Source organism: Martelella sp. FLE1502 (assembly GCF_053484255.1).
Window position 1 is genome coordinate 59,417 of record NZ_JBAKFQ010000018.1, and the last position, 17,625, is coordinate 77,041.

Below are 17,625 nucleotides of genomic sequence, written 5' to 3' on the forward strand. Positions count from 1 at the left end.
AAGAAAGGCTTGATTTTTTTCGTTTCCGAGCGTTCAATGATCATCGGAACGAGCTCCTTTGTGACGTCCTCGGATGATCACGTGCCCGCACTTCATGTGCTAGGGAGCCGTTCCACCATCGCGCTTCTCCCCTACGCTTAATCCGTTCAAAAGTTGACGTTTTGCAATCCGCTTGCTCCGACTTTCTTCCCGGTGCTACAGTTTCTCCCTGAGCGGTAACCGGGGATTCGCGCTGAAGACGCGACGCCGTTCAGCCGGAGTAGGGCTGTGCGCCGTTTCAAGGCCTGCTCCTCGCCACAGGAAAGACGCGGCGGCCATCGGCTTTCGCGATTTCCTTTAGGGGAAACCAAGCGAAGGAGATGGCCATGAGTCTTGGTATCACGATCAGCCTTACGGCGTATTTTCTGCTGATGATCGGCATCGGCATTTACGCCTGGCGCAAATCCACATCGAATTCCGAAGAATATTTGCTCGGCGGCCGACAGCTCTCGCCGGGTGTTGCGGCCCTTTCCGCGGGCGCCTCCGACATGAGCGGATGGCTGCTGATGGGGCTCCCGGGCGCTCTGTTCGTCTCGGGCTTGACCCAGAGCTGGATCGGCATCGGCCTCGTCGTCGGCGCGTTCTTCAACTGGATCATCGTCGCGCCGCGGCTGCGCGAACAAACCGAGCGCTATGACAACAGCCTCACCATCCCCGAATTCCTGTCCAAGCGTTTTCCAAGCAAGGCGCTGTCGCTGAGAAGCGTTTCGGCGATCGTGATCGTGATTTTCTTCTCGGTCTACACCGCCTCCGGGCTGGTGGCGGGCGGCAAGCTGTTCGACACCGCCTTTCCCGATCTGATCCATATCGGCGGCATGAGTGCCTATCAGACCGGCATCTATCTCACCCTCGGCATCGTGCTGATCTACACCATGATCGGCGGGTTTCTGGCCGTCAGCCTCACCGATTTCATCCAGGGCTGCATCATGATGCTGGCGCTGGTGATCATGCCGATCGTTGTCCTTATCAAGGCCGGCGGTTTCGGCGTCTCCGAGGCGCGGATGATGAGCGTGGATCCGAATTTCCTGTCGATGTTCCACGGCCTGACCGTGATCGGCTTCCTGTCGGCCGTTGCCTGGGGGCTCGGCTATTTCGGCCAGCCGCACATCATCGTGCGCTTTATGGCTGTGCGTTCGGTCAAGGATGTTCCGGCCGCGCGCAATATCGGCATGACGTGGATGATTATCTCGCTTGCGGGCGCGGTCGGCGTCGGCATTTTCGGGCGTTCCTACACCGTCGGCAACGATATCAACGTTCCCGATCCCGAAACGATCTTCATCATTCTCGCCAACCAGCTCTTCATTCCGCTGATCACCGGCTTCCTGCTGGCCGCGCTGCTGGCGGCCGTGATGAGCACGATTTCGAGCCAGCTTCTTGTGGCGTCTTCCTCGCTGACGGAGGATTTCTATCGGCTGTTCCTGCGTCGCCATGCCAGCGAACGGGAAATCGTCAATATCGGCCGGTTGTTTGTGCTGGCGGTGGCGATCGTCGCTGCTCTCATCGCCCACAATCCCGATTCTGAAGTGCTTGGTCTCGTCTCCCACGCCTGGGCGGGCTTCGGCGCAGCCTTCGGCCCGCTGATCATCCTGTCGCTGACATGGCGGGGCATGTCGGGCGCGGGCGCGGTAGCGGGCCTCGTGGCGGGTGCAGCGACCGTCATCGTCTGGATTTCCCTTGGTCTCGACCAGAGTTTCATGGGCGGCCCGGGCATCTATGAAATCATCCCGGGCTTCATCGTCGCCTGGCTTGCAATCTGGCTGGTGAGCCTGGCAACGCCGACAAAGGATGAGTTCCGTCCGCTTGCGGCGGAATAAACGCCAATCGGGTGGCCGGGCTTAAGCGCGGCCACCCGACCCTTGACCCTTACCTGCTTTAGTGGCACTCACCGCTCATTCAAGAATGACGGAAACCTTCTGCCATGTCCGAAGCGACGATACCGCCCCATATGCACCCGACCCGCTCCTTTCAGGGGCTGATCCTGACATTGCAGGCCTATTGGGCCGACAAGGGCTGCGCCATCCTGCAGCCCTACGACATGGAAGTCGGCGCCGGCACGCTGCATCCCTCGACGACGCTGAGGGCACTCGGGCCGAAGCGCTGGAACGTTGCCTATGTCCAGCCCTCCCGCCGCCCGGCCGACGGCCGCTACGGCGAAAACCCGAACCGGCTGCAGCACTATTACCAGTATCAGGTGCTGCTGAAGCCGTCGCCGCCGGACCTGCAGGAGCTCTATCTCGGCTCGCTGAAGGCGATCGGGCTCGATCCGTTGCTGCATGACGTTCGCTTTGTCGAGGACGACTGGGAAAACCCGACCACAGGCTCCTGGGGGCTTGGCTGGGAATGCTGGTGCGATGGCATGGAAGTCTCGCAGTTCACCTATTTTCAACAGGTCTGCGGCATCGAATGCGCGCCGGTCGCCGGCGAACTGACCTATGGGCTCGAGCGCATTGCCATGTATGTGCAGGGCGTCGACAGCGTCTACGACCTCAATTTCAACGGCCGCGAGGGCGACGAGAAGGTCACCTATGGCGACGTCTTCCTGCAGACCGAGCAGGAATATTCGCGCCACAATTTCGAATACGCCAACACCGAGATGCTGCACCGACATTTCCTTGATGCCGAAGCCGAATGCAAGGCGCTGCTCGCGGCCGGATCGCCCGGCGAACCGGGCATGCTGCACAAATGCGTGTTCCCGGCCTATGACCAGTGCATCAAGGCCTCGCACATCTTCAACCTGCTCGATGCCCGCGGCGTGATTTCCGTGACCGAGCGGCAGAGCTATATCCTGCGCGTGCGGACACTGGCCAAAGCCTGCGGCGAGGCCTATCTTCTGACCGATGCCGGGGGCTTTGAAGCCAAGGCGGCCTGAAGGCGGCCATTCGACCGGCGATTGAGCGACCAGAGCGGGAAGGAATACGCATGATCACCCTGATCGTTATCATCGTCATCATCGGAGCCCTGATCGGCTTCGTCATCTCGCTCTACAACGCCCTGGTGCGCGCCCGCCAGACGGCGGAGGAAGCCTGGTCCGGCATCGACGTGCAGTTGAAGCGCCGCGCCGACCTGATCCCCAATCTGGTGGAAACCGTGAAGGGCTATGCCAGCCACGAGCGCGGCACGCTGGAAGAGGTGGTCGAAAAGCGCAACAAGGCCCAGAGCGTCGCAGCCAACGACGTGGCCGGCCGCGCCCAGGCCGAAGGCGAACTCAGCCAGGCGCTCGGCCGGCTGTTCGCGCTTTCGGAAGCCTATCCGGACCTCAAGGCCAACCAGAATTTTGCCGATCTTCAGGCTTCGCTGGAAAAGACCGAAAGCGAAATCCAGATGGCCCGGCGTTATTATAACGGCGCTGCCCGCGACCTGAACATCAAGGTCGAGAGCTTCCCGAGCAATATCATCGCCGGCCAGTTCGGATTCCAGAAGCGCGACTATTTCGAGATCGAGGAACCCGGCGATCGCGCCGTGCCCAACGTCTCGTTCTGACCGTTCGCCGCCGCAACAGGCGGCCTGATGAAAGTGCCCTCGCATGGACAAGCTCACCATCATTCCGCCCGGCCGCGCGCTTTCGGGCCATGTCAGCCCGCCCGGATCGAAATCGATCACCAACCGGGCGCTGCTGCTCGCCGGCCTCGCCAAGGGCAGGAGCCGGCTCACCGGCGCGCTGAAAAGCGCCGATACCAAGCATATGGCGAATGCGCTCCGGGCGATGGGCGTTTCCGTGGACGAGCCCGATGAAACCAGCTTCGTGGTCACCGGGTCGGGCCGGCTTGAAGCGCCCTCCGGCCCGTTGTTTCTCGGCAATGCGGGCACCGCCACCCGGTTCCTGACGGCGGCTGCGGCGAGTGTTGATGGCACCGTCATCGTCGATGGCGACGAGCATATGCGCAAGCGCCCGATCGGCCCTCTGGTCGAGGCTCTGCAGCGGCTCTGCATCAAGGCCGAGGCCCCAACCGGCTGCCCGCCGGTGACGATTACCGGCAATGGCCGTTTCGGCTCCGGCCGAATCGAGATCGATGCCGGGCTTTCCAGCCAGTATGTTTCCGCCCTGCTGATGGCGGCCCCCCTTGCCCCCGCGCCGGTCACCATCGCGCTCACCGGCACGGAAATCGGCGCGCGCGGCTATATCCGGCTGACGCTCGACGCCATGGCCGCCTTCGGCGCGACGGCCGAACAGGTGGATGAGGCCACCTGGGAAGTACAGCCGGGTCATTATCAGGCCACCGATTTCCATATCGAGCCCGACGCCTCGGCCGCCACCTATCTGTGGGCCGCCGAGCTTCTGACCGGCGGAAAGATCGATATCGGCACGCGCGCGGAAAGCTTCACCCAGCCGGATGCGAAATCTTACGCGGTGATGGCCGCCTTCCCGCATATGCCGGGCGAGATCGACGGCAGCCAGATGCAGGACGCCGTGCCGACGCTCGCCGTGCTCGCCGCCTTCAACGAGACGCCGGTGCGCTTCACCGGCATCGAGAACCTGCGCGTCAAGGAATGCGACCGCACCCGCGCGCTGTCGCTCGGCCTCAACGCGATCCGAGACGGCCTTGCGGAGGAAGACGGCGACGACCTGATCGTCCATGCCGATCCGGGCCTTGACGGCCAGCACCTGCCTGCCGAAATCGACACCTTTGCCGATCACCGCATTGCCATGAGTTTTGCGCTGGCCGGCCTGAAGATCTCCGGCATCACCATTTTGGACCCGCTCTGCGTCGGCAAGACCTATCCGGGCTACTGGGATGCGCTGGCCTCGCTGGGCGTTAAATACGAAACTTGAGGAGAAGCACCATGGCGAACCGGACACTGTCAGTCTCGCGCGAGGTAGCCATGCGATGGATTTCAAGGATACGGACTGCCTTTGCGGCGGTACTCCCATCAATCTCCCCCCTTGAGGGAAGGTGTGCGGGTGGCTTTGCCGCAGAGCCCGCAAGTCTTCTCGTCCCGGAGGGGAGAGATGTCGCGACAGCGACAGTGAGGGGGGAGACCCTCATCACGAAAGCTCTCACGAATCTGAAAAGCTGCTTCACCCTCACTGCCCCTTTCGGGGCATCTCTCCCGCAAGCGGGAGAGAATATTGTGTGCAAGCCTCAAGATCGAGCATTGCCGACTTGCCTCAAGGGGGGAGATTGGGGCGCGCGCGGCATCGCCGTGCTTCTCACAACGCTCCTCCTTGCCGCCGTTCCGGTCCACGCCGCCGAGGTCATCAACAGTTTCACCTCCGATGTCACCGTGGAGAAATCCGGGGTTTACGACGTCACCGAAACCATTGCCGTCCATGCCGAGGGCGACCAGATCAGGCGCGGCATTTTCCGCGATTTTCCGCTGCGCTTTGAAACCGACAGCGGCCGCACCGGCGACGTGACCTTCGACCTCAAATCCGTGACGCTTGACGGTGAGCCCGTGGACCACCACACCGAAAGCATCACCAACGGCATCCGCATCTATATCGGCTCGGCCGACACGGTGCTGCCGCCCGGCAACCACACCTATCAGCTCACTTACGAGACCGACCGGCAGGTGCGCTATTTCGACGACCACGACGAGATTTACTGGAACGCCACCGGCAATTTCTGGGCCTTCCCGATCGAGCAGGCGACCGCGACGATCACGTTGCCGGAGGGCGTGACGCCGACGCGGACCACCTTCTACACCGGCGCCTACGGCTCGCGCGAACAAAATGCCCGGGAGACGACCAACGGCAATGTGGTGACCTTCGAGACCACGGCGCCGCTTGGCCCCAAGGAAGGGCTCTCGGTCGTCGTCGCGGTGCCGAAGGGCGCGATCGACGCGCCGACCACGTCGGAAAGCGCATCGTGGTTCCTGAGCGATTACCGCAATTACTTCATCGGCTTCGGCGGCCTGCTGCTGGTCTTCCTCTATTACCTCCTGTCATGGCGCAAGGTCGGGCGCGATCCGCCGGCCGGCGTCGTGGTGCCGCGCTGGGAACCGCCGGAGGGCCTGTCGCCGGCGCTTGTCGCCTATGTCCAGAACCAGGGTTTTGGTTCAAGCCGTTTCGATGCGATTGCCGCCACCGCGATTGACCTTGCGGTGAAAGGCTTCCTGATCATCGACGAGCCGAAGAAGGGTATGACGCTGAAGCGCACGTCGAAGCCCTATGACCCGGCCCTGCCGGCGGGGCAGAAGGCCTTGCTGAAATCGGTCGACGACGCCGGCGGCGTGTTCATCGTCGACAAGGCGCACGGCTCGAAAGTGTCGTCCATGGCCAGCGCCTTCACCTCGGCGATCACCAGTGAGCATCGCGGCGAGTTCTTTGTCCGCAATATCGGGTATCTCGTGGGCGGCATTGCGCTTTCCGCGCTTGCGGGTCTGCTGCTGATGGTGTTCGGCACGATCTCGAACGCCGTCATTCCGGTGCTGTTCTTCTCGGTGTTCATTTCCGTGTTCATCGGCCTGTTTTCATCGATGATCGCCAAGTCGTTCCGGCGGCGGGGCGGGTCGATGTCCTCGGCGATCGGCACCCTGGTCGCCGCCGGATTTGTCGGGTTCTTCCTGCTGCAGGCCATCGGCGGCATGGCGGTCACGCTTCTCAGCGACAGTATCGATGCCGCGGATTGGGCGGTGATCGTTGCCTGCGGCGGGCTCGTGCTCACCAACCTGATCTTTGCCTTCATCATGGGCGCGCCGACGACGGCAGGCCGCAAGAAGATGGACGAGATCGCCGGGCTGAAGCAGTATCTGACGCTCGCCGAAGCCAATCGCATGAACATGGCCGGCGCGCCGGAAATGTCACCGCAGCATTTCGAGACGCTGCTGCCCTATGCCGTGGCGCTCGGCGTCGAAAAGCCGTGGTCGCGCGCCTTCGACAAATGGCTTGTGGCGGCTATCGCGGCTGGCACGGCCAGCTATTATTCGCCCTACTGGTATGCCGGCGATTTCCGCCACCAGAACCTCTCCGACCAGATCGGCAGCTTCTCCTCGTCGATGGCGTCCACCATGTCGTCGTCGATGCCGACGCAGAACACCTCGTCCTCCGGCTTTTCGGGCGGCGGCGGGTTTTCCGGCGGCGGCGGCGGCGGTGGCGGCGGTGGCGGCTGGTAGGCCGCTCAGTCGGCCACGCGGGTGAAGAGGATGCCGGACGGCTGTTCGGGGTAGCCGGCTTCCGGCGCGCTGTCCCATATAAGCGGCAGGCGTGCGAACTCGATGCCGTTCCGGTTCTCCCAGACGCTGTCCTTCAGCTCCGTTCCGATTTCGGGAAAGGTGTAGGGCGCGCAGGTTTTGCCCGCCGCATCGCGCGGCACGCCGGTCTGCCAGCCGGTGAGCCCACAGCCGGCGGATTCCGCATTGGCATTGTAATAGGTGGTCACGTCATCGGAGAGCAGAGTGTATAGAAACGGGCCCGTTTCCTGCGTGAATTCGATGCGGTCGCCATTTGCCCGGATATCGGTAATGATGCCGCGATAATCGGCACGCACGGTCGGGATATCGCAATCATTATGCGCATAGGTCTGCGCGCTGGCCGAAATCACGTCGCCCTCGATTGATACTTCCGCGATCAGCCCGTGGCGACCATCCTTGCCGATCTCGAGGCATTCGGTGCGAAAATTGCCCTGGGGCATAAGCGGCTCTGCGGAAACGGGTATGGCATTGCTTGCCAGAATGACAAGCGGCAAAAGCGACAAGGTGTGCACGTTCAGTTCTCCTGTGTGTACGCGCAGAATAACGCGCAATTCGGCCCAAAGCGGGCGCAAAAACGGTTCTTTTCCGGCCGCGCTTCGAAAATCGGTATTGCCGGATGACTTTTTTCACGGAGCTTGCTAACACCGCCACACCCAAGTTCCTGACAATGATAGAAGCCCTTTCCGATGCCAGACCTTTTGCTTGAACTTCGCTCAGAGGAAATCCCCGCCAAGCCCGCTCGACCGCAGCGCGAGAGCGCGAGGACGAGCAAGACATCGAAAACCATGCTGGCTGCGGAGTGCACAAATGCCTGATCTCCTGCTTGAACTTCGATCCGAGGAAATCCCTGCCAGCATGCAGCGCCGGGCGGCGGGCGAGCTGAAAAAGCGCGTCACCGATGCGCTGGTGGATGCGGGTCTGACCTATGAGGGCGCGCGCGAGTATTTCACGCCGCGCCGGCTGACGCTGGACATTCACGGGCTGACGGCGCGCTCCGCCGATGTGCGCGAGGAGCGCAAGGGCCCGCGCGTGGGCGCGCCGGAAAAGGCGGTCGAAGGGTTTCTGCGCGGCGCGGGGCTTTCCGATATTTCCGAGGCGAAGGTTCAGTCGGACCCGAAGAAGGGCGACTTCTATGTCGCCGTTATCGAAAAGCCCGGCCGCGATGCCGAGGAGATCATCCGCGACGTGATGCCCGGCATCATCCGCAACTTCCCGTGGCCGAAATCGATGCGCTGGGGCGCTGCCTCGGCAGAGCCCGGAAGCCTGCGCTGGGTGCGGCCGCTGCAGTCGATCGTGTGCACCTTCGGCACGGAAATCGAGGAGACGAAGGTCATCGATTTCGAGATCGACGGCATCGTCGCCTCCGATGTCACCTATGGCCATCGTTTCCACGCGCCGGAGCCTTTCACCGTCAAGCGCTTCTCCGATTACGCCGCCGGGCTGGAGAAGGCCTGCGTGGTGCTCGATGCCGAGCGCCGCAAGGACATCATTCGCGACGACGCCGCCAATCTCGCCTTTGCCAACGGGCTCGACGTTGTCGAGGATGAGGGGCTCTTGGACGAGGTCGCCGGCCTTGTCGAATATCCGCAGGTGCTGCTCGGCGAATTCGAGGAGGCCTTCCTCGAAATCCCGGACGAGATCATCCGGCTGACGATCAAGACCAACCAGAAATGCTTCGTCGTCAGGAAGCATGGCGAGGACAGCCTCACCAACAAGTTCATCCTGGTCGCGAACATCGCCGCCACCGACGGCGGCCAGGAAATCCGTTACGGCAATGGCAAGGTCGTGCGCGCGCGTCTCTCCGATGCGCTGCACTTCTGGCATATCGACCAGCGCGACCTGCCGGACCTTGGAACGCTTGCGGCATCAGCCGAGAAATTCGGCCTCGACCTGAACAAGCCGCTCGACCAGCGCATGGCCAAGCTCGACGCGCTGAACGTCACCTTCCACGCCAAGCTCGGCAGCCAGGGCGACCGCGTCGCCCGCATCCGGGCGCTTGCGGCAAAGCTGGCGCCCATCGTCGGCGCTGATCCGGCCGCGGTGGACCGCGCCGTGGTGCTGGCCAAGGCCGACCTTCGCACCGAGGCCGTCGGCGAATTCCCCGAGCTCCAGGGCGCGATGGGCCGCAAATATGCGGTTCTTCAGGGCGAAAACGAAGATGTCGCGGCGGCCATCGAGGAACACTACAAGCCCCTCGGCCCCTCCGATGTGGTGCCGCGCGGCAAGGTGTCACTGACGGTGGCGCTCGCCGACAAGCTCGACACGCTGACCGGCTTCTGGTCCATCGACGAAAGGCCCACCGGCTCCGGCGACCCCTATGCGCTCCGCCGTGCAGCGCTGGGCGTTATTCGCATCATTTTGGAACGTGGCGTACGCCTGCCGCTGCTGTCGATCTTTGATGACCGTGATCTCCTCTCCTTCTTCCACGACCGCTTCAAGGTCTACCTCCGCGACATGGGCGCGCGGCATGACCTGATCGACGCGGTGCTGGGGCCTGATGCCGACGACCTCGAAGTCGTCGCCCGCCGGGTCGAGGCGCTGACGAAGTTTCTCGACTCGGAAGACGGCCAGAACCTTCTGGCGGGCGAGAAGCGGGCAGGGCAGCTTCTCGCTGCGGAAGAAAAGAAGAAGACGCGGATTGCCGACAAGGTTGACCCGGCGTTGTTCGAACTCGAAGCCGAGAAGGCTCTTTATGCGGCCATTCAGGACGCCGTCCAGAAGGCGAAGGCCGCTTCCGCCAAGGAAGACTATTTCTCCGCCATGGAAGCGCTTTCGGCGCTGCGGGCGCCGGTCGACACATTCTTCGAGGATGTGCTGGTCAACGCCGAAGACGAGGCCGTGCGCGCCAACCGCCTGGCGCTGCTGGCGATGATCCGCGAGGCCACCGGTACGGTTGCGGATTTCTCGAAGATTTCGGGTTGAGGGCGTCGGGCGCTGTGGCTTCGGCGCTCTGCCTCACCTGTCGACCATACCTCGGATACTCTGAAAGCGCCTGCGGCCATCAATCTCCCCCCTTGAGGGGGAGATGTCGCGAAAGCGACAGAGAGGGGTAATGGGCATAGGCCGCAAACTCCGATTTTGCCGAAATGTTTCACCCCTCTCTGCCCCTGTCGGGGCATCCCTCAAAGGGAGAGATTGTTTGGAGCGGTTCCGCATCGCTTCCCAAGCCCATGTTCGTTGCGGCTACCCCCCTCACCACGCCGTTCACGCTGTCTCCGCCCTTCGCGCCCCGGTCGACCCAGCCATAGGATTCGGTGACCACCTGCGCAAAGCGGAAAGTCTTCGTCCAGCGTCGAACCGAGCGGTCGGTCTTCGCCCTTGACTGGACCCTTCATTTACGCTGCAAACGCTTGATGCCGCCGGGGCAGGGCGCGGGCTGGCGTTGATGAGGGAATATGTGATGCTGCGGGAGTTCTCACTGCAGAGCCTGTTCATGGGGCTTCTGGTTGCCTTTGTCGGTTTTGCGAGCTCGTTTTCGGTCGTGCTTCAGGGACTGGAAGGCGCTGGCGCCAGCCATGCGCAATCGGCCTCGGGGCTGATGGCGCTTTCGATCGGTATGGGTGTGTGCGGCATCGTCATTTCGGTGGTCACGCGCATGCCGGTAAGCGTGGCATGGTCTACGCCGGGCGCGGCGCTGATGGCCACCAGCGGCGCCTTGCCGGGGGGCTTCAACGCGGCGGTTGGCGCGTTCATAATTTCAGCGGTGCTGATCATCCTCGCCGGCATGGTCAAGCCGGTTGGGCGGGCGATTTCCGCCATTCCCGCGCCGCTGGCCAATGCGATGCTTGCCGGCGTGCTGCTGGCGCTCTGTTTCGCGCCGGTGGAGGCGGTGAAGTTTTCGCCGCTGCTGGCGCTGCCGATCGTGGCGACCTGGGTGATCGTCGGAGCGTTTAACCGGCTGATGGCGGTGCCGGCCGCCTTTCTTGCCTTCGTGGCGGTGCTGATCTTCGGCGTCGATATCGAATCGGGTGCGTGGTCCGGCGTATTTCGCAATGCCTTTGCCGCGCCGGTCTGGGTGACGCCGCATTTCTCGCTACAGGGCGCGGTCTCGATGGCGCTGCCGCTGTTCATCGTCACCATGGCCTCGCAGAATATTCCGGGCGTGGCGATCCTCAATATCAACAATTACCGCCCCTCGGCCGGTCGGATGTTCTCGGTAACCGGTCTCGCCACGCTGTTTACCGCACCCTTCGGCGGGCACGGGGTCAATCTGGCGGCGATCACGGCGGCGATGTGCGCGGGCCCGGATGCCCATCCCGATCCGAAACGGCGCTACTGGTCGGCGATCATCGCTGGGATCGGCTATATCGTGCTCGGCCTGTTCAGCGGCCTCGTCGTGGCAACCGTCTCGCTGGCGCCGCCAGTGCTGATCGAGGCCGTTGCCGGCCTTGCGCTGATCGGCGCTTTCGGCGGCGCGGTGCTTGGCGCGTTCAAGGAGCCGGACGCGCGCGAGGCGGCGGCGATTACGTTTCTGGTCGCAGCTTCCGGGGTCGGCTTTTTCGGCGTTTCCGGGGCCTTCTGGGGGTTGCTCGCGGGTCTGCTGGTGCACGGCATCAAGTCATGGGCGGCGGGCCGCGCCCGTAAGCCGGCATGAGGAGGCGCTATTTGAGATTGCAATTTGCCGCCGATGCCGCTAAGGAACGCTCATGATCAGGTTTGCGACCACTTTTCAGGCGAAGTCCACGCGCGGTGCCACTGCCGCGGCGTCCGTCCTGCGCGACCTAAACTCGCTTCTTCTTCTCGGCCTTAACGGCGGTTGCCGGGTCCTTTGAGGAGCGCCCGGCGGCCGGAAAGCCGTCTGGCACAAGCGCTCCTGAAACATCCCTGAAATTGAAGATCAAGGCGGCCATCGCATGGAACACGGATGCGCGCCGGAGTGAGGAAAAATGGACGTGAAAACCACAGCCAACAAGGGCATGCCGTTCGCGGCTCAGAAATACCAGGCCTATCAGCAGATCAATCTGACAGACCGGCAATGGCCGTCGAAACGCATCGAGAAGGCGCCGATCTGGTGCTCGGTCGATCTGCGCGACGGCAACCAGGCGCTGGTCGATCCGATGGGTCATGATCGCAAGGCGCGCATGTTCCAGCTGCTGCTGGACATGGGCTTCAAGGAAATCGAGATCGGCTTTCCCTCCGCATCGCAGACGGATTTCGACTTCGCCCGATGGTGCGTCGAAAACGGTAATGTCGGCGACGATGTCTCGCTGCAGGTGCTGGTTCAGTGCCGCCCGGAGCTGATCACCCGCACCTTCGAGGCGCTGGAGGGCGCGCACCGCCCGATCGTGCATTTCTATAATTCCACCAGCGAGTTGCAGCGCCGCGTCGTGTTCGGCAAGGACGTGGCGGGCATCCGCCAGATCGCCGTCGATGCCGCTAAGATGATCACCGACATGGCGGAAAAGGCCGGCGGCGGCTACCGTTTCGAATATTCGCCGGAAAGCTTTACCGGCACCGAGCTGGACGTTGCGCTGGAGATCTGCAACGCGGTGATCGAGGTGGTCAAGCCCACCGCCGACAACAAGCTGATCATCAACCTGCCTTCGACGGTGGAAATGTCGACGCCCAACATCTATGCCGACCAGATCGAGTGGATGTGCCGCAATCTCGACAATCGCGAGAACCTGATCGTCTCCGTCCATCCGCATAACGACCGCGGCACGGGCATTGCCGCTGCCGAAATGGGCGTTCTGGCCGGAGCGGACCGGATCGAGGGCACGCTGTTCGGCAATGGCGAGCGCACCGGCAATGTCGATATTGTCACGCTGGCGCTGAACATGTTCACCCAAGGCGTCGATCCGGAGCTGGACTGCTCGGATATCGAGCGGATCAAGGCGGTCTACGAGTATTCCAACCAGATGGTCATTCCCGAGCGTCACCCCTATGTCGGCGAACTGGTCTACACCGCCTTCTCCGGCTCGCATCAGGATGCGATCAACAAGGGCATGAAGGCGATCAAGGTCGCCAACAAGCCGCAGTGGGAAGTGCCCTATCTGCCGATCGACCCGCAGGATGTCGGGCGCACCTATGAGGCGATCATCCGCATCAACTCACAGTCCGGCAAGGGCGGCATCGCCTATATCATGCAGTCCGACTACGGCATCAACATGCCGCGCGCCCTGCAGGTCGCCTTCCGCGAGCACGTGCAGAAGATCACCGATGAAGAGGGGCGTGAGCTCCCTTCGAAGCGGATCTACGACGTGTTCATGGAGAAATATGTCGAGCAGCCCAATGGCCGCATCAAATTCGTCGATCACCAGACCTATCCGCAGGGCCAGGCCAAGGGCCAGCGCGTGGTAACGGCGGAGATCGAGGACAATGGCGTTTCCAAACGGATCGAGGCCAAGGGCAACGGACCTGTTGACGGGTTCATCAACGCGCTGTCCGACTATCTCGGCATTGCGCTGTCGGTCGAGGACTATTCCGAGCACTCGCTGAACCACGGGTCCGACGCCAAGGCGATTGCCTATGTCGAGGTCGCCTATGACGGCGGCAAGATCTATGGCGTCGGCATCAACACCAATATCGTTGCCGCATCGCTGGAAGCGATCGTATCGGCGGCGAACCAGATCCTGGCGGCGCGGTAACGCCGCCTTACGACTGTGAAGAAGGCCGGTCGCGCTCAACGCGGCCGGCTTTCGTTTTCTCAAAGCTTGAGATAGGCGGCCTGGGCAAGGTCGGGCATGTTGGCATCGGAAGACGGGCCGACGACGGCGACCAGCGTGCGTTCGCCCTGCCACCACGAGACGATGAGATCGTCGCGAATTGTCTCCTGCACGTCCGTCACCTGGTTGTCGGGCGAAGCGGGGCGGGCCAGCACGAACACGGACAGCAGGTCGCCGGCCGTGTTGCGGTAGAACAGCTCGATGCCCGGCGCGCGGTCGATCGCGACGACCCTGGCGCCCTCGAAGATCGAAGCGCCTTCATCGAAAGTGGGGACCGTCATGTCGATGCCGATCGTGCGCTGCACAAGTTCGGCAAAGGCAGCGTCTTCGCCCGGGCCGACATCCACCAGGGGCTGATACTTCCGGCCGAAAACCCTGAAATTCGCGCAAACATCATCGATCCAGTCGTTTGACTGGTCGAGCGAAAGATCGACAATCTGGGAGGCGCCGGTATCCCGCGACAGGCTGGCGCCGACGGCCACGCCGATGCCGAGAAATACCGCGCAGGCCGCTCCCGCCATCCAGCGGCGACGGTCGACTGCCCTTTTCGGTCTGCTCTTGATGACTGCGGAATCCATGACGACCTTGAAACTCTCGATCGCATACGCGATATAATAATGGCCGGTCAACCCCTTCGCCGGCCAGCATGCCGGCGCGATATTGCCTTGTGTAAATGGCGGAAACAAGGGGCGTGCAGCGTTTCCCCAGCCGGAAAGCTAATTTACTTGGATCGCAACCGTCTGTTGCAGTCGATCCAGCCGTGCAGCTCGGAAAATATGGCTGAAATATGGCTGGCGCTTGCGGGCACGTTGCTTTATCTTGCATGCCAACGAGAAAATAGAATGACGGGGAGGATTTATTCTATGATCAACGTTTGGCCAAAAACAGAGTAATAAAAAGAGCCATGATCGAAAATCAAAGCGGTGCAGCAGCAACGAGGCAGGCGATTATCTCCGCGGCCCTCCGGCTTTTTGGAGAATATGGTTATAACGCTGTTTCCACACGTAAAATCGCGGAATTGTCGGGCGCGAATATCGGCAGTATCGCCTATCATTTCGGCGGCAAGCCAGGGTTGATGCGCGCCTGTGCGCTTTACGTGATCGATATTGCCAAGAACAACATCGGCGGCGCGATGCTGGAGCCGATATCGGCGAAGATGACGCCGGCCGAGGCGCGGGAAGAACTGGTGGAGCTCATGGTGCTTCTGGTGCAGCCCCTGACGCCCAATTACGACGAGGACGAGATTTCGGCCTTCATCATGCGCTATATCTCGCTTCCAAGCGAAGCCTTCGATCTTCTCTTCAACGAGTTTATCGAGCCGCTGCACAAGCACTTGCGGCAATTGCTGGCGCGGGCCACCGGACGGGACGAGAATGCCGAGGATCTGGCGATCCTGACCTTCACGCTGCTCGGCCAGGCGCAGTATTTCAAGATCTGTCGCCACATCGTCCAGCGCAGCCTTGATTGGGACGGCATAGGCCAGAATGAGTGCCTGAAATTGCGCAATGCAGTCCGGTTCAACGTCAACGCGATCGTTGATGCCAGCGCTACCCCGGCTTTGCGCCGGCCCCTCGTGCACGAGGACGCGGTGTAGCGCCGAGGCCAGTTACCGGTCGTCGGTGTAAGAGAAGCTGAATTCGCTTTCCGGTTCTATGAGGCCGCTCGCCGCGCTCAAAGCGTGGCGGCGGCATTGCATTTCATATGAGCCGGACCTGCCCCAGACCGAGATAAGATTAAAGCCGGACGGCGGCTTCTTGCCGCCTGCGCCCTGGCCCGCGGCGGCGATGCCGATCACCGGCGTCTTTCCGTGCCGCGTCTCAATGAAGTTCACGGTGTTGAGGTGGGTATGGCCGTGCAGCACCAGTTCGCAGCCGCCGGTGGCAATCGTTGCCTTGAACCGGCGAATCCCGATCAGCCGTTTGTGACGGGCAGCCGCGTTGCGCACGGGCGGATGATGGATCATCAGGACCCGGAACAGCCCTTCCTCGCCGGCCTGGCGCAAAAGCTCGGCGGTCCTGCGCGCCTGTTTCGCCTCGAACGAGCCGATCGCCAGGAATGGCGGTGACGGAATGGCCGATGAGCAGCCGATGATGGCGACCGGGCCGCGCCTGCGGAGATAGGGGAAGGTCATCTTGCCGAGATGCGCGCCCTCGTGATCATCGCCCTGCATGTAGTCGCCCCAGGCCCTGGCGATCTTGGCGTAGGCGCCGCCGACATAGGCATCGTGATTGCCTGGCACCAGCGATACCTCATGCGCGGGGCCGACGCTTTTCAGCCAGTCGGCGGCGATATCGATTTCCTTGGTGGTGGCGAGATTGACCAGATCGCCGGTGATTGCCAGATGATCCGGATTCTCGTCCGCGATCGCCAGCAGCAGGTTCTCCAGCGTATCCTTGCCGAGATGCTTGCGGCGGTTGCGATGCCAATTGAAGAAGCCGGTGATCCGTTTGGAAAACAGCTCCTTCGGCGAGAGTTGCGGCAGTGGCCCGAGATGGACATCGGAAATATGGGCGATTGTGTACATGCAGTCTTCTTAGCTTTCCGACGCCCGCCGGACAAGCGCCGCCTTTTCAGCCGCGCCCGTGCGGCGCGTCGAGATCGAACAGAGGGCCTTCGGGCACGATGCCGGTCGGGTTGATCGTCTTGTGCGAGCCGTAATAGTGGCGCTTGATGTGGTCGATATTGACTGTCTCCTTAACGCCCGGGACCTGATAAAGTTCGCGCAAATAACCCGAGAGATTGGGATAGTCGGCAATCCGCCTGAGATTGCACTTGAAGTGGCCGACATAGACCGGGTCAAAGCGCACCAGCGTGGTGAACAGCCGCCAGTCGGCCTCGGTTAGCCGATCGCCCATCAGATAGCGGTTTTCGCCGAGGCGCTTTTCCAGCATGTCGAGCGTTTCGAACAGCTTTAACACATTTTCCGAATAGGCCTCCTGCGTGGTCGCGAAACCGGCCTTGTAGACGCCGTTGTTGACGGTGTCGTAGACCACAGCGTTGATCTCCTCGATCCCTTCGCGCAGATCCTCGGGATAGAAATCGACATCATTGCCGGTGAGGTGGTCGAAGGCGCTGTTGAACATGCGGATGATTTCCGCCGATTCGTTGGAGACGATGGTCTCGCGCTTCTTGTCCCAGACGACCGGCACGGTCACGCGGCCGGTGTAATCCGGGTCGGCCTTGGTATAGACCTGCCAGAGATAGTCGGCGCCGTTGACCTTGTCGGCCGTACCGCCGTCACGGTTCTTGAACTCCCAGCCGTTTTCCAGCATCAGCGGGTCGACGATCGAGACGTCGATATAGTCCTCGAGCCCCTTCAGCTTGCGGAAGATCAGCGTGCGGTGCGCCCAGGGACAGGCAAGGGCCACATAGAGGTGGTAGCGGCCCTTTTCGGCCTCAAAGCCGCCATCGCCTTCCGGCCCGGCGCTGCCGTCGGCGGTGATCCAATTCCTGAATTTCGAGCTTTCGCGCTTGAACTTGCCGCCCGTCTTGTCGGTGTCGTACCAGACGTCCTTCCAGACGCCGTCTACCAGCATACCCATGGCCTGCTCCTTTCATTCGTCTTGCCTATTTACATACGGCGCGCCTCCAGCTTTGCCACCCCCGAAACCATTGACAGTGTGTTGCATGCCGTCGAGCCTCGCCGTTTTCGCTTCCCACAGGCTGGACGGCTGCTGCATTTCCTGCTAGTGGCCGACGAAACGCAAATTTGGAAAATGTCATGCGGAACCTGCGACGACGCTGATTGGAAGTTCAGACCGGATTTTCTCCGGCCCCGACATCATGCGTT

At 62.0% G+C, this 17,625-nt stretch carries 13 protein-coding genes; 9 read left to right on the plus strand and 4 right to left on the minus strand.

Annotated elements, in window-relative coordinates; translation table 11 throughout:
* The first annotated feature begins 365 nt into the window (after nucleotides 1-365).
* The 5 genes from putP to V6767_RS15550 all read left to right on the plus strand — a co-directional run bounded on the left by putP (nucleotide 366) and on the right by V6767_RS15550 (nucleotide 7,092).
* Entirely contained in the window at nucleotides 366-1,853 is a 1,488-nt protein-coding gene (gene putP / locus V6767_RS15530) for a sodium/proline symporter PutP (RefSeq protein WP_448463093.1), read from the plus strand.
* A 104-nt stretch (nucleotides 1,854-1,957) separates the two neighbouring features.
* Entirely contained in the window at nucleotides 1,958-2,908 is a 951-nt protein-coding gene (locus tag V6767_RS15535) for a glycine--tRNA ligase subunit alpha (RefSeq protein WP_448463095.1), read from the plus strand.
* 50 nt (nucleotides 2,909-2,958) lie between these two features.
* Nucleotides 2,959-3,519 (plus strand): LemA family protein, encoded by a 561-nt coding sequence (locus V6767_RS15540; protein WP_448474315.1) that lies wholly within the window; start codon nucleotides 2,959-2,961, stop codon nucleotides 3,517-3,519.
* 43 nt (nucleotides 3,520-3,562) lie between these two features.
* On the plus strand, nucleotides 3,563-4,810 hold the full coding sequence (locus tag V6767_RS15545) for a 3-phosphoshikimate 1-carboxyvinyltransferase (protein ID WP_448474316.1): 1,248 nt from the start codon (nucleotides 3,563-3,565) through the stop codon (nucleotides 4,808-4,810).
* 323 nt (nucleotides 4,811-5,133) lie between these two features.
* Entirely contained in the window at nucleotides 5,134-7,092 is a 1,959-nt protein-coding gene (locus V6767_RS15550; RefSeq protein WP_448474317.1) for a DUF2207 domain-containing protein, read from the plus strand.
* A 5-nt stretch (nucleotides 7,093-7,097) separates the two neighbouring features.
* Here the strand turns inward: V6767_RS15550 and V6767_RS15555 are convergent, their stop codons facing one another.
* A complete protein-coding gene (locus V6767_RS15555; RefSeq protein ID WP_448474318.1) occupies nucleotides 7,098-7,682 on the minus strand; it encodes a hypothetical protein in 585 nt (194 codons plus the stop codon).
* A 295-nt stretch (nucleotides 7,683-7,977) separates the two neighbouring features.
* Here V6767_RS15555 and glyS point away from each other — a divergent pair, with 295 nt between their 5' ends.
* The 3 genes from glyS (at nucleotide 7,978) to leuA (ending at nucleotide 13,757) form a co-directional block, all read left to right on the plus strand.
* Nucleotides 7,978-10,092: a glycine--tRNA ligase subunit beta gene (gene glyS / locus V6767_RS15560; protein ID WP_448474319.1), complete on the plus strand. Its 2,115-nt coding sequence runs from the start codon at nucleotides 7,978-7,980 to the stop codon at nucleotides 10,090-10,092.
* Nucleotides 10,093-10,570: 478 nt separating this feature from the next.
* Nucleotides 10,571-11,764, plus strand: a complete 1,194-nt coding sequence (locus V6767_RS15565; RefSeq protein ID WP_448474320.1) for a benzoate/H(+) symporter BenE family transporter — start codon at nucleotides 10,571-10,573, stop codon at nucleotides 11,762-11,764.
* Between the two features lie 292 nt (nucleotides 11,765-12,056).
* Complete coding sequence (gene leuA, locus V6767_RS15570) at nucleotides 12,057-13,757, plus strand: 2-isopropylmalate synthase (RefSeq protein WP_448474321.1); 1,701 nt, start codon at nucleotides 12,057-12,059, stop codon at nucleotides 13,755-13,757.
* 59 nt (nucleotides 13,758-13,816) lie between these two features.
* On the opposite strand, the gene V6767_RS15575 is transcribed toward leuA, so the two are convergent.
* Nucleotides 13,817-14,464, minus strand: coding sequence for a hypothetical protein (locus V6767_RS15575; RefSeq protein WP_448474322.1), 648 nt, complete (start codon nucleotides 14,462-14,464; stop codon nucleotides 13,817-13,819).
* Nucleotides 14,465-14,739: 275 nt separating this feature from the next.
* Here V6767_RS15575 and V6767_RS15580 point away from each other — a divergent pair, with 275 nt between their 5' ends.
* Nucleotides 14,740-15,429 carry a CerR family C-terminal domain-containing protein gene (locus tag V6767_RS15580; protein WP_448474323.1) on the plus strand — a complete coding sequence of 230 codons (690 nt, stop codon included), beginning with the start codon at nucleotides 14,740-14,742 and terminating at the stop codon, nucleotides 15,427-15,429.
* 12 nt (nucleotides 15,430-15,441) lie between these two features.
* Here V6767_RS15580 and V6767_RS15585 read toward each other — a convergent pair whose 3' ends face one another.
* On the minus strand, nucleotides 15,442-16,359 hold the full coding sequence (locus V6767_RS15585; RefSeq protein ID WP_448474324.1) for a metallophosphoesterase family protein: 918 nt from the start codon (nucleotides 16,357-16,359) through the stop codon (nucleotides 15,442-15,444).
* 46 nt (nucleotides 16,360-16,405) lie between these two features.
* Entirely contained in the window at nucleotides 16,406-17,377 is a 972-nt protein-coding gene (locus tag V6767_RS15590) for a glutathione S-transferase family protein (protein WP_448474325.1), read from the minus strand.
* Nucleotides 17,378-17,625: the final 248 nt, after the last annotated feature.